The organism is Caulobacter vibrioides OR37, from assembly GCF_000372645.1.
GTDB classification, from domain to species: Bacteria; Pseudomonadota; Alphaproteobacteria; order Caulobacterales; family Caulobacteraceae; genus Caulobacter; species Caulobacter vibrioides_E.
Window position 1 is genome coordinate 40,887 of record NZ_APMP01000014.1, and the last position, 12,936, is coordinate 53,822.

Sequence of the window (12,936 nt, forward strand, 5' to 3'; positions counted from 1 at the left end):
GCGCGTCGTGAAAAGGCCGACGTAACGTCAGGCGTTTTCCGAGCGGGCCGCCCGCGCCGCGAACCACGGGGTGATGCGCCGCAGCGCCTCCTCGACCTCCGCCGTCGACACCGCGAAGCTGAATCGGATGAAGCGGTGGCCCTCCACCGGGTCGAAGTCGACGCCCGGGGCGGCGCAGACGCCGGTGTCGCGCAGCAGGTCCGTGCAGAACCCCAGCGAGTCGTCGGTCAGGTGGCCGATGTCGGCCCAGATGTAGAAGGCGCCGTCCGGCGGGGCGATCCTGCGCAGGCCCAGCGCCGGCAGGGCGTCGAGCATCAGCGCGCGATTGGCGCGGTAGACGTCGATATGGCCTTCCAGCTCGTCGATGCAGTCCATGGCCGCCAGACCCGCGTGCTGGCTCAGCGAGGGCGCGGTCAGGAAGAGATTGCCGACATAGGCCCGGGCGCGATCCAGGTCCTCGCCCTTGGGCGTCAGCAGCCATCCCAACCGCCAGCCGGCCATGCTGAAGTACTTGCTGAAGCTGTTGACGATCAGGGCGTCGGGCGCGAACTCCAGCATCGAGGGCGTGCGGCCCGCATAGCTGAGGCCGTGATAGATCTCGTCGCTGATGATGCGAACCCCGCGCTCGCGGCAGACCCTGGCGATCGCCTCCAATTCATCGGGCGCGATGATCGTGCCGGTCGGATTGGCGGGGCTGGCGATGATCACGCCAGCGGGAGCGGGCTCCAGCGCGGCCAGATGCCGGGCGGTCAGCTGGAAACGATCCTCGGGGCCGCAGGCGATCTCGATCGGATCCAGGTGCAGCGCCTTGATCGTGTTGCGATAGGCGACATAGCCGGGCCGTGCGATCGCGATCCTGTCGCCGGGTTTGAAGACGCTGGACAGCGCCAGAACGAGCGCCGGCGAGGCGCCGCAGGTCAGGACGATCCGCTCGGGCTCGACCTGAACGCCATACAGGGCCTGGTAGCGCTCGGCGATCCGCGCGCGCAGGGCCGGGCTTTCCCAATAGCCCATCGCCTCGGCGTCGAGGATCTCGTGAGCCTTGGCCAGCGCCTTGCTGGGCGCGCCGGTCGAAGGCTGGCCGAACTCCATATGGATGATCGAGCGGCCTTCCATCTTCAGCTGATGGGCCAGGCGGCTGATGGCGATGGCGTGGAAGGGTTCGATCTCGGCGCGCATTAGCGCCGCTTACCGCGCCGCACGCCCTTGGGCAAACCCCCGCGCGGCTTGACCGCCGCCTGGCGGCGCGCGCCGAGCCGGGGGCGCGGCATCTTCGGGTCGGGCGGCAGCGGGTCGCTGAGCATCTCGAACAGCAGGCCGCCGGTGACGGGCGTCGCCTCGACCAGCTTGACCTCGACGCCCAGGCCCAGCGGCCAGCGCTTGCCGGTCCGCTCGCCGACCAGGGCGTGCATCTTGTCGTCGTGGACGAAGAACTCCGCGCCCAGCGACGAGACCGGCACGAGGCCGTCGGCGCCGGTGTCGGTCAGCTTGATGAACAGGCCAAAACGGGTGACGCCGGTGATCCGGCCTTCGAAGGTCGCGCCGACGCGATCGGCCAGGAAGGCGGCGATGTAGCGGTCGGTGGCGTCGCGCTCGGCGGCCATGGCCCGGCGCTCGGCGTGGGTGATGACCTCGGCCGTATCCTTGATCTGGGCGATGTCCTGATCGGTGAGGCCGTCGTCGCCCAGGCCCAGCGCCCGGATCAGGCCCCGGTGCACGATCAGGTCGGCGTAGCGGCGGATCGGACTGGTGAAGTGGGCGTACTTGGCCAGGTTCAGGCCGAAGTGGCCGATGTTCTCGCTGCTGTAGTGGGCCTGCATCTGGGTGCGCAGGACCACCTCGTTGATGATCGCCGCGTTCGGGCTCTCGCGCGTCTCGTCCAGCAGCTTGTTGAAGCGGTCGGTGCGCGGCGCCTCGCCCTTGTTCCAGCGGATCTCCAGGGTCTGCAGGAAGTCGGCGAGGTTCTGCACCTTCTCCAGACTCGGCGTGTCGTGCACCCGGTAGATCAAGGGCGAGCGCTTGGCCTCCAGGCTCTCGGCGGCGCAGACATTGGCCTGCACCATCATCTCCTCGATCAGCTTGTGGGCTTCGAGGGACGCGCGTTTTGTGATCGAGGCGATCTCGCCGTCGCGGATGATGATCCGACGCTCGTCGCTCTCGATGGCCAGGGGCGAGCGCGCGTCGCGGCCGATCTTCATCGTCTGATAGGCGTCCCACAGAGGTTTTAGGATCGGCTCCAGCAGCGGACCGGTCTTGTCGTCTGGTTGACCGTCGATGGCGGCCTGGGCCTGCTCGTAGGACAGCTTGGCGGCCGAGCGCATCAGGCCGCGCGTGAACTTGTGACCCTTCTTGCGGCCCGACTTGTCGAAGACCATCCGCACGGCCAGCGTCGCGCGGTTCTCGCCCTCGCGCAGAGAGCAGAGACCGTTCGACAGCGTCTCGGGCAGCATCGGCTCGACGCGGTCGGGGAAGTAGACGCTGTTGCCCTTCTCGCGGGCGTCGCGGTCGAGGGCCGAGCCCGGGCGCACATAGGCGGCGACATCGGCGATGGCCACCCAGACCACGAAGCCGCCCTTATTGGTCTCGTCGTCGTCGGGATGGGCGTAGACCGCGTCGTCGTGGTCGCGGGCGTCCACCGGGTCGATGGTCACGAAGGGCAGGGCGCGCAGGTCCTCGCGGCCCGAGAGCGTCGGCTCGACGGCGGCTTTCGCCTCCTGTTCGGCGGCGTCGGAGAAGCCGGTCGGGATGCCGTGGCTGTGGATGGCGATCAGCGAGGCGGCGCGGGGATCGTTCTCGGTCCCGATCACCTCCAGCACCTTGCCGGGCTTGGGGCCGTAGCGCCCGCCGTGGGCGCCGACCTGGGCGAGGACGAGGTCGCCGTCCTTGAGGTCGTGGGCGACGCTGGGATCGAGGACCAGATTGTCCTTCGACTTGCGGTCCACCGGCTCGACCCGAATTTCGCGGCGGTGCTTGCGGATGACGCCCAGGATCTTGTGGGCGCTCTGGCCCAGCTTCTTGATCAGCTTGGCCTCGAACTCGCCGGTTTCCAGCCGCTCGAAGCGGACCAGCAGACGATCGCCCAGGCCCGGCGCGCCCGCGGCGGCCTCGCCCTTGCCGGGCGCGAGGCGGACGTTCGGCACGTCGTCGTCCGACTTGGTCAGCTTCACATAGAGCTCGCCGTCGCCGTCGCGCTCGACCACGTCGGCCACCCCCACGGGCGGCAGGGAACCGGCCTCGGCGAAGCCCTTGCGGCCGCGCTTGGCCAGCGCCCCTTGGGCTTCGAGCTCGCGGATCATCTCGCGCAAAGCCCGGCGATCGGCCCCCTTCAGCCCGAAGTGCCGAGCGATGTCGGCCTTACCGGTTTCGCCGGCGTCGCGCAGGAACGCTAGCAGCGTCTCACGATCGGGCAGGCCGGCGGGAGGGCGCGGCTTGACGGTCTTGGTCGGGCGAAGTTTGGCCATGTCCTGCCTTAACGCGTTCGGCGGACTTAGGGAAACGCGGGGTTGGGGAAGTCCGCCATAGCCGACCTCCCCGGCATTCGCCGGGGAAATCGGATAAAAGGAGCCTAGTACAGATCCTCGATCGACTTCGGCGGCGGCGGATCAGCGGGTTTGGACGCGGCGGCGGCCGGGGCCGCCGGCGTGGCCGTGGTCGCGGGCGCCGTCTCCACGGCTGGAGCGGGAACCTCCTGCTCGGGGGTCTCGACCTCGACAGCCTTGGGCTTGGGCTTCTCGACCGGGGGCGGTTCGTAGGCGAGGGCCGGGGTGGCGTCCTTGACGGGCGCGCCCGACACCTCGGCCGCCGGAGTCTTGGAGGTCTCGGCGCCGCCTCGATCGACCTTCATGGCATTGACCAAGCCCATGGCGAAGCCGCCGACGCAGCAGGCCAGCAGCGCCGCGACGACGACGTTCAGGGGCAGGGGCCGTTCCAGCGTGGTCATGGTCGAAGTCTACTCCTCCGCGCGCCGGCTGGATAGGCTCAGGCCTCGTCGTCCCAGGGCGCCGCGCCATCGTCCGAGGTCTCCGCGACCTTCGATTTCGCCGGGACCTTCTTGGTCGCGGGCTTCTTGGCGGCCGGCTTCTTCGCGGCCGTCTTCTTGGCCGGCGCGTCGCCTTCGGCCTTGGCCTTCGTCTTGGAGACCGCGGCCTTCTTCGCCGGCTTCTTGCCGCCGCCCTTGGCCGCCCGTTCGGCGATCAGGGCCACGGCTTCCTCCAGCGTCAGCGCCGCCGGATCCTTGCCCTTCGGCACGTTGGCGTTGGTGTCGCCGTGCTTGATGTAGGGACCAAAGCGGCCAGACAGCACGCGGACGGGCTTGCCGTCCTCGGGGTGATTGCCCAGCTCGGCCAAGGCCGCCGCCGCGCCGCGTTGCGGACGCCCGCCGCCGGCGCGCTTGTCGGCCAGGATGGCGACGGCGCGGTTCAGGCCCACGTCGAACACCTCGTCGGCGTTCTCCAGATTGGCGTAGGTGCCGTCATGCAGCACGAACGGCCCGAAGCGACCCAGGCCCGCCGTGATCGGCTTGCCGTCGTCGGGGTGCTTGCCCACCTCACGCGGCAGGGACAGCAGGCGCAGGCCCTTTTCCAGGTCCATGGCCGAGGCGATCCAGCCCTTGGGCAGGGACGAGCGCTTGGGCTTGTCGCCGCTGTCAGCGCCGGCCAATTCCTCGACATAGGGCCCAAAGCGGCCATTCTTCAGCCAGACGGCCCGGCCGGTCTCGGGATTGACGCCCAGTTCCTTGTCGGCGCTCTCGGCCTCGCCGTCGCCTTCGGAGACGCCCAGCTGGCGCGTGTAGCGGCACTCCGGATAGTTCGAGCAGCCGATGAAGGCCCCGAACTTGCCGGTCTTCAAAGAGAGCTGCCCCGTGCCGCAGGTCGGGCACAGGCGCGGGTTGGAGCCGTCGCCCTTGTCGGGGAAGATGTGCGGACCCAGGGCCTCGTTCAGGGCGTCGAGGACATTGGTGGTGCGCAGCTCGGCGATCTCGCCGACGGCGGCGTGGAAGTCCTTCCAGAAGTCGCGAAGGAATTGCTTCCAGTCCAGCTTGCCGTCGGAGACGAGGTCGAGCTGCTCTTCCAGGGCGGCCGTGAAGTCGTACTCGACATAGCGCTTGAAGAACTGCTCCAGGAACGCCGTGACCAGGCGGCCCTTGTCCTCGGGGACGAAGCGCTGCTTCTCCATGCGGACATATTCGCGGTCGCGCAGCACGCCCAGAACCGAGGCATAGGTCGACGGACGGCCGATGCCCAGTTCTTCCATCTTCTTGACGAGGCTGGCTTCCGAATAGCGCGGCGGCGGTTCGGTGAAGTGCTGGTCGGCGCGGGTGTCGATAACCTTGGCCGCCGCGCCCTCGGTGATGGCGGGCAGGCGGGCGCTATCCTCGTCGCCCTCGTCGTCGCGGCCTTCCTCGTAGACCGCCAGATAGCCGGGGAACTGCACCACCTGACCGGTGGCGCGCAGGCCCGTCTTGCCGTCGGCGCTTTCCAGGTCGACCGTGGTGCGCTCGATGCGGGCGCTTTCCATCTGCGAGGCGATGGTGCGCTTCCAGATCAGTTCGTAGAGGCGACCCAGCTCCGGCTCCAGGCGCAGCGAGCCGGGGTTGCGGCCCATGGCGGTCGGACGGATGGCTTCGTGGGCCTCCTGGGCGTTCTTGGCCTTGGACTTGTACAGCCGCGGGGCGTCCGGGACATACTCCTTGCCATAGACATTGCCGATCACGGCGCGCGCCTCGGCGATGGCTTCCGGCGCCATCGAGACGCCGTCGGTCCGCATGTATGTGATCAGGCCGACGGTCTCGCCGCCGATGTCGACGCCTTCGTACAGCTTCTGCGCCGCTTGCATGGTGCGCTGGGCGCTGAAGCCCAGCTTGCGGGCGGCTTCCTGCTGCAAGGTCGAGGTGGTGAAGGGCGGGGCGGGCGAGCGCTTGCCGGGCTTCTTCTCGACCGCTTCGACCTTGAACGTGGCGGCCTGCACGGCGGCCTTGGCGGCCAGGGCCGAGGCCTCGTTGCCGAGGTCGAACTTGGTGAGTTTCTTGCCTTCATGCTTGACCAGGCGCGCCAGGAACGGGTCCGAGCCGGCCGAGACATCGGCCTCGACGGTCCAGTATTCCTGGGTCTTGAAGCGCTCGATTTCCAGTTCGCGGTCGACGACGAGGCGCAGGGCGACGGATTGCACGCGGCCGGCCGAGCGGCTGCCCGGCAGCTTGCGCCACAGCACCGGCGAGAGCGTGAAGCCGACCAGATAGTCGAGGGCGCGGCGGGCCAGGTAGGCCTCGACCAGCTCCATGTCGAGGTCGCGCGGGGCCTTCATGGCCTCGGTCACGGCGGTCTTGGTGATGGCGTTGAAGGTGACGCGCTGGACGGTCTTGTCCTTCAGCGCCTTCTTCTTGTTCAGGACTTCAAGCACGTGCCAGCTGATCGCTTCGCCTTCGCGATCCGGGTCGGTGGCCAGAATCAGGCGGTCGGCCTTTTTCATGGCGTCGACGATGTCGCTGACGCGCTTGGAGGCCTTGGCGTCGACTTCCCAGCTCATGGCGAAGTCGTTGTCGGGCTCCACCGAACCGTCCTTCGACGGTAGATCGCGGATATGGCCGTAGGAAGCGAGAACCGTGTAGTCGGACCCGAGGTACTTGTTGATGGTCTTGGCCTTGGCCGGGCTCTCGACGACGACGACGTTCATTCTGACTCTTGTTCAGGAAAAGCGGATCGCCCTGGAGGCGAGCGCCGGAAAGTGGGGGCTTCACCGGGGGTCTGTCAACGTGACGCCCCAATAAACAGCCGAGCCTGGACGTCTGGTAGGCGGTTGTTAAGACCGTTGCGCGACAGTGGTGTGGCTAGTTTTGCGACCGCATCGAGCCAATGGACCTGACCGTCAACCGGATCGCCACCGAGGCCTATGTCTCGCCGATCCAACCGATCAAGCCCGTGACGTCCAACGCCGAACGCGCGGAGATCGCCGATCGGCTGAAGCAGGCCGTGCGCGCCGCGCCGGCGGCGGGGACGGGGTTGAAGCTAGACATCACCGTCTAGCGCGCATTCTAGGACCAGGACCGGTCCTTCTTCCCTAGCTGAACCATTCGCCCATTTCCTGACGCGGAGCCGTGGTCCACAGACGTTCGGGCCGGCGCATCGGTCCGTGGCGTGGCGAGCAGATGGCGCGGTGGAGACGACGGGGCGGAAGAGGCGCGGCCTTGATCGTGAGCCTCGCCGCGCATGTCGCGGCCGTCGCGGTGCTTTTCGCCGCCCATGTGACGCCGACCCCGCCCGAACCCCGGTCGGTTCAGGTGTCGCTGGTCGATCCCCCGCCGCCGCCTCCACCCCCGCCGCCGCCTCCCGCGCCGCACGAAGCGCCCAAGTCGCCGGCGAAGGCGCCCAAGAAGAAGCCTTCGCCGGAAAAGCCGAAGGACACAGCCAGGGCCGCCCCTCGGTCCCCGCTCCGCAAGACCAAGGCTCCCATCCCCAAGGACGTCACACCGCTGCCGGCCAGCGCCAAGCCGGCCCCGGCGCGGGTTATGGGCCTCGGAGACTCCGAGCTGCAGGGCGCCGCCACCGCCGGCTCGGGCGCGGGCGGCGGAGGCGGCGGGGCGGGTTGCGACATGGTTCGGCTGCTGCAGGACGGCCTGCGCAAGAATCCCCGCGCCCGCGCCGCTCTGATGCGGGCCCATGCCGAGACCGTCGGCTTGGGCCGCACGCCATTGCTGTGGAGCGGCGACTGGGTGCGCACCGACGGCGAGGAAGGCGACGGCCTTTCGGGTCTGCGCGAGATGATCATGATGGAGGTCGCCTTCGCCCCGGCGGCCTGCAAGGCCGAACCGATGCGCGGCCTGGTGCTGATCTCGCTCAACGACGGCCCCGGCGGCGCGAGGTTCGCCCTGGGCGGCGGCCGCTGGCGATGGTCCGACCTGCTGTTCGCCAAGGGCGCGCGGCGGGCTGGAGGTTAAACGCCCGCCACCAATCCGCCGTCCAGCAACTCGGCCCGACCCGCTAGGCTAAGCTCGACCAGGGCCGCCATCACCGCCGAGGCCGGGGCGGCGGCGGCGCGGACCAGATCGTCGCGAGAGATAGGCGTCGGCGAGAGCAGGGCGGCGACCCTTTCACGCAGGGCGTCGTGGTCGATATCCGCGTCCGGCTGGGGGTCGTATCCGTGATCGCGCTCGCGCATGTGAGTGTGGCCGGACAGCGACCGCAGGACGTCCTCGGCGCCCTCGCACAGAATCGCGCCTTGGCGGATCAGGTCGTTCGTGCCCTTCGAGCGCGGATCCAGCGGCGAGCCGGGCACGGCGAAGACGTCGCGTCCCTGCTCGGCGGCCAGGCGGGCGGTGATCAGCGAACCCGACTTCAGCTCGGCCTCGACCACCACGACACCCAGTGACAGGCCGGAGATGATGCGATTGCGGCGCGGGAAGTCCTTGGCCTGCGCGCGGCGATCGGGCGCGCTTTCGGAGACGATGCAGCCCTCGGCGGCGAGACGGGCGTGCAGCTTGTCGTGTTCGGGCGGATAGACGTCGCCGACGCCCCCGCCCAGCACGGCCACGGCGCCGGTCTTGAGCGAGCCCTCGTGGGCGGCGCCATCGATGCCGCGCGCCATGCCCGACACGACGACATGGCCGGCGGTTCCAAGATCGGTGGCCAGTTGCCTCGCGAAGCGCTGCCCGGCCGCCGAGGCGATGCGGGCGCCGACGATGGCGATGCTAGGTTCCGACAGCAGTTCGGCGCGGCCCAGGGCCCATAGGACCGGCGGCGGCGGGTCCAGGGCGGCCAGCCGGGGCGGAAAATCGGGTTCGCCGCCACAGAGCAGACGCGCGCCCAGCTTCGCGCCGGCCTCGAGTTCGCGCTCGATCGCGTCGCGGGGCGGGAGGGACAACGGTACGGCGCGGCCGCCGCGTCGGGAGAGATCGGGCAGAGCCGACAGCGCCCGCTCGGGCGTGCCGTACCGCGTGATCAGGTGCTCGAAGGCGACGGGGCCGACGGTCTCGGTACGCGCCAGCCGCAGCCAGGCGAAGCGCTGGATGTCCGAGAGCCGGCCTGGAATCACGGCGCGCCGGTGACGGGAGGCGGTTCCTCCGCGCTCTTCTTCTGGCCGATTCTCGGCTCCTGGCCCTTCAGCAGCCGGGCGATATTTTCCCGGTGACGGATGAAGATCAGGACCGCCATGAACAGGCAAAGGCCCAGCATCGGGTAGGGCTGGTCGAAGGCCAGGGCGAACGGCGCGGCCAGCACGGCCGCGGTCAGAGCCGCCAGCGAGCTGATGCGGAACAGGAACGCCATGGCCAGCCACGTAACGGCGGCCGCCACGCCCACGGGCCAGCAGGCGCTGAGCAGCACGCCGTAGAAGGTCGCCACGCCCTTGCCCCCCTTGAATTTAAGCCAGACGGGAAACAGGTGGCCGAGGAACGCCGCGCCGCCGGCCAGGGCGATCACAGCCGGATCGCCATGGGTCAGGAAGCGGGCCAGCAGCACCGCGACGATCCCCTTGCCGGCGTCGCCCAGCAGGGTGATGGCCGCCAGATCCTTGCGTCCGGAGCGCAGCACATTGGTCGCGCCGATATTGCCCGAGCCAATCTTGCGAATGTCGCCCGCGCCGCCGAGACGCGTGGCGATCAGCCCGAACGGGATCGACCCGAGCAGGTAGCCTCCGATCACGGCGATCGCGAGCGTCAGGTAGGTGGCGGAGGCGAGATCTTGCACGGAGTCGACCTTAGGGCGAGTTGCGCGCGAGTTCAACCGCGACGCAAGCGTGAGTTGCGCCTTAGGTTTAGGGCAGACTCACGAAGAGGGCAAAATAGCCGTTGGCGCCGCTACAACCCCCGCAGCAGACTCACCAGAGCCGCGGCTTGCGGCGTGAACGCGAGCGGCGGAATCAGGACCGTACTGAGCACGATCGCGCCGACGCCCCAGGCATAGGCGGGATGAACGCGCTTGCGGACGATCAGGTCGGCCACGGGTCCGGCCAGGGCGAACGCCAGGATGACCGCGAACATCACCGCCGGCGCCGCCGCGCCAAACGATCCCATCGGCAAGAGGCGGCCAAGGCCCGGTCCCAGGATCGAGACGGTGGCGCAGAGCATGAGACGCTTATGCCATTCGGCTTTGCGGCGAAGCGCGATCCCGCCAGCGACCAGCCCGCCAAACGTCAGGATGCCGAGGACGTTCATGACCAGGAAGATGGTCGACGGGAAGAACGCCGGGACCCTGCGCGCCGGAAAGGCGGAGATCGTCGCGGCCAGGCCCATGACGACCATCAGACCGGCGAGCGCGGTGCCGGCCAAGCCGACCTGCCTGTGCAGCTTTATCGAGCCGCGCGCCACGAAAGCCGGCTGAGCCACGAACACCAAGACCCAGCAGGTGAAGACCGCGCCGTGGATGTGGAACAGCAGCGGCAGGCCCGGCGGCGCGAAGTCGTCGGGAACGGTCTGGCCAAAGCCGCCGATGAACACCGCGGCCATCAGCAGCGACATGATCAGGTAGAAACGCCGGCCGACGTTGGCGGCGGGCCGGCGGCCAGCTTCGATCGCGGTCATCTGGGGATCCCGAACTCTCGCCGGCGGACTGTGCGGGAGGATCGGGTCATTTACAATGGGCGAACGATGATCTTTGAGTGGCGCGACCCTGGCGGATCAGCCCTCGGCCCGGTGCGCGACCCGGCCGTCGACCACGGTCATCAGCACCTGGCCCTGCAACCGACGCCCATCGAACGGCGAGTTCTTGGACTTCGACAGCAGCCGCGCCGCGTCGACGATGATCGGGGCGTCGATGTCGCACAGCACCAGGTCGGCGGGCGCGCCGGGGGCGATGCGGCCGCCGCGCAGGCTCAGCAGCTCCGCCGGGGCGAGGGTCACGGCGCGGATCAGGTCGACCATGGCGATGCGATCGTCGTGGTACAGCGACAAGAGGGCCGGCAGCAGGGTCTCCAGACCCACGGCGCCGGGAACGGCCTCGTCAAAGGGCAGGCGCTTGTCCTCGGCGGGGGCCGGGTTGTGGGCCGAGACGACGATATCAATCAGGCCGCTGGCCAGGGCCTCGATCAGCGCCTGGCGGTCGTCTTCGCCGCGCAGGGGCGGGTTCAGCTTGGCGAAGGTGCGATAGTCGCCGATGTCCAGCTCGTTGAAGGACAGGTGGTTGATCGACACCGAGGCGCTGATCCGAAGCTTCTTCTTCTTGGCGCGATCCAGGGTCTCCAGCGCTTGCGCCGAGGTGATCTGATCGACCAGCAGGCGTCCGCCGGTGGCTTCCAGCAGGGCGACGTCGCGTTCGAGCATGATCCGCTCGGCCATCGGCGAGACCGACGGCAGGCCCATGCGGCCGGCGAATTCGCCCCCAGTGGCCGCGCCGCCCCGCGCGAGCCATGGGTCGACCGGACGGTGGGCCAGCAGCGCGTCGAAGCCCTTGGCGTAGGTCAGGACCCGCAGCATCACCTTGCTGTCGACGATCGGCTTGCCCGCGTCGGTGAAATAGACGCAGCCGGCTTCGCGCATGAGGCCGATCTCGGCCATCTGCTCGCCGGAAAGGCCCTTGGTCGCCGCGCCCGCCACCAGGATCCGGGCGCTGTCGATGTCGCGCGCCCGTCGCAGGATGAAGTCGACCATGCTGGGGTCGTCGATGGCGGGGGCGGTGTCGGGCTGGACCACGAACGAGGTGACGCCGCCGGCGGCCGCGGCCTTGGCCGCGCTGGCCAGGGTTTCCTTGGTCTCGGCCCCGGGTTCGCCCGTCCGGACGCGCAGGTCGATCAGGCCGGGGGCGAGCAGGGCGCCGCCGCAGTCGATGACCCGAACGGCCTTGCTCAGCTTGCCGAATTCGCGGCCCTTGGCGACGTCGGCGATGACGCCTTCGGAGACGATGACCCCGCCTGGACCGTCATAGCCGCTTTCCGGATCGACGAGGCGGGCGTTGACGAAGGCCAGGGGCTGGGAGACGGGGGACTTGCTCATTGGCCGGCCTCCAGCCGCGCGGCAAGGCTGGTCAGCACCGCCATCCGGGCGGCGACGCCCATCTCGACCTGGTCCTGGATCAGGCTGACGGCCGGATCGTCGGCAACGTCGCTGTCGATCTCGACGCCTCGGTTCATTGGACCTGGGTGCATGACCTTGGCTCCGGGCGCGGCGCGGGAAAGCTTTTCCCGATCAAGCCCGTAGAAGCGGAAGTACTCGCGGGTCGAGGGCACGAACGCGCCCTGCATCCGTTCCAGCTGCAAACGTAGCATCATGACGACATCGGCGCCGGCCAGGCCCGACTTCATGTCGTGATGGACGGTCACGCCCCAGCGTTCGGCCTGGGCCGGCATCAGGGTCGGGGGACCGACAAGGCGCACACTGGCCCCTAGGGTGTGCAGCAGGGCGACGTTCGAACGGGCCACGCGGCTGTGCAGAACGTCGCCGCAGATCGCCACGCTCAGGCCCGAGACCCGGCCAAACGCGCGACGGATCGACAGCGCGTCCAGCAGGGCTTGGGTCGGGTGTTCGTGCTGGCCGTCGCCGGCGTTGATCACGCTGCCGCTGACCTTCTGGCTCAGCAGGCTAGCCGCGCCCGAGGAGGCGTGACGGATGACCAGCAGGTCCGGGCGCATCGCGTTCAGCGTGACCGCCGTGTCGATCAGGGTCTCGCCCTTGGCCACCGACGAGGTCTTGGGGTTCATGTTGACCACGTCGGCGCCGAGGCGTTTCCCGGCCAGCTCGAACGAGCTCTGGGTGCGCGTGCTGTTCTCGAAGAACAGGTTCATCAGCGTCCGGCCCTTCAGGATGTCGAGCGTCTTGGACGTCTGGCGATTGAAGGCGACGAAGGCCTCGGCCAGATCCAGCAGATCCGCCGCCTGGGGCGCGTTCAGGTCCCCGGCGGAGAGGAAATGGCGCTTGGGAAACGCAAAGACGCGGGCGCGGATCGCGTCGATCGCAGCGCGGGCGGGATCATGGGCTGGAGCCGTCATGAGCCCGCCTCATAGGCGGCTTTG

11 protein-coding genes are annotated in these 12,936 nt (G+C 69.1%); 2 read left to right on the forward strand and 9 right to left on the reverse strand.

The window, feature by feature from the left end; translation table 11 throughout:
- Nucleotides 1-27: 27 nt before the first annotated feature.
- The 4 genes from OR37_RS11980 to topA all read right to left on the reverse strand — a co-directional run bounded on the left by OR37_RS11980 (nucleotide 28) and on the right by topA (nucleotide 6,672).
- Nucleotides 28-1,179, reverse strand: a complete 1,152-nt coding sequence (locus tag OR37_RS11980) for a pyridoxal phosphate-dependent aminotransferase (RefSeq protein ID WP_004620061.1) — start codon at nucleotides 1,177-1,179, stop codon at nucleotides 28-30.
- Nucleotides 1,179-3,461: a ribonuclease R gene (gene rnr, locus OR37_RS11985; protein WP_004620064.1), complete on the reverse strand. Its 2,283-nt coding sequence runs from the start codon at nucleotides 3,459-3,461 to the stop codon at nucleotides 1,179-1,181. The genes OR37_RS11980 and rnr overlap by 1 nt, the downstream gene beginning before the upstream one ends.
- Nucleotides 3,462-3,565: 104 nt before the next feature.
- Complete coding sequence (locus tag OR37_RS20760) at nucleotides 3,566-3,940, reverse strand: hypothetical protein (protein WP_004620065.1); 375 nt, start codon at nucleotides 3,938-3,940, stop codon at nucleotides 3,566-3,568.
- Nucleotides 3,941-3,978: 38 nt separating this feature from the next.
- Complete coding sequence (gene topA, locus OR37_RS11995; protein ID WP_004620068.1) at nucleotides 3,979-6,672, reverse strand: type I DNA topoisomerase; 2,694 nt, start codon at nucleotides 6,670-6,672, stop codon at nucleotides 3,979-3,981.
- A 179-nt stretch (nucleotides 6,673-6,851) separates the two neighbouring features.
- Between topA and OR37_RS21450 the strand changes: the two genes are divergently transcribed.
- Both OR37_RS21450 and OR37_RS12005 read left to right on the forward strand, forming a co-directional pair.
- Nucleotides 6,852-7,022, forward strand: a complete 171-nt coding sequence (locus tag OR37_RS21450) for a hypothetical protein (protein WP_004620069.1) — start codon at nucleotides 6,852-6,854, stop codon at nucleotides 7,020-7,022.
- Between the two features lie 122 nt (nucleotides 7,023-7,144).
- A complete protein-coding gene (locus OR37_RS12005; protein WP_081612929.1) occupies nucleotides 7,145-7,933 on the forward strand; it encodes a hypothetical protein in 789 nt (262 codons plus the stop codon).
- On the opposite strand, the gene dprA is transcribed toward OR37_RS12005, so the two are convergent.
- From dprA to OR37_RS12030, 5 genes are all read right to left on the reverse strand, one after another.
- Entirely contained in the window at nucleotides 7,930-9,027 is a 1,098-nt protein-coding gene (gene dprA / locus OR37_RS12010) for a DNA-processing protein DprA (RefSeq protein WP_004620072.1), read from the reverse strand. The two genes, OR37_RS12005 and dprA, sit on opposite strands and share 4 nt — an antisense overlap.
- A complete protein-coding gene (gene plsY, locus OR37_RS12015) occupies nucleotides 9,024-9,680 on the reverse strand; it encodes a glycerol-3-phosphate 1-O-acyltransferase PlsY (RefSeq protein ID WP_004620074.1) in 657 nt (218 codons plus the stop codon). The genes dprA and plsY overlap by 4 nt, the downstream gene beginning before the upstream one ends.
- Before the next feature lie 110 nt (nucleotides 9,681-9,790).
- Nucleotides 9,791-10,513: a hypothetical protein gene (locus OR37_RS12020; protein ID WP_004620077.1), complete on the reverse strand. Its 723-nt coding sequence runs from the start codon at nucleotides 10,511-10,513 to the stop codon at nucleotides 9,791-9,793.
- A gap of 96 nt (nucleotides 10,514-10,609) precedes the next feature.
- A complete protein-coding gene (pyrC, locus tag OR37_RS12025) occupies nucleotides 10,610-11,920 on the reverse strand; it encodes a dihydroorotase (protein ID WP_004620078.1) in 1,311 nt (436 codons plus the stop codon).
- Complete coding sequence (locus OR37_RS12030) at nucleotides 11,917-12,912, reverse strand: aspartate carbamoyltransferase catalytic subunit (RefSeq protein ID WP_004620081.1); 996 nt, start codon at nucleotides 12,910-12,912, stop codon at nucleotides 11,917-11,919. Before OR37_RS12030 ends, pyrC begins: the two co-directional genes overlap by 4 nt.
- Nucleotides 12,913-12,936: the final 24 nt, after the last annotated feature.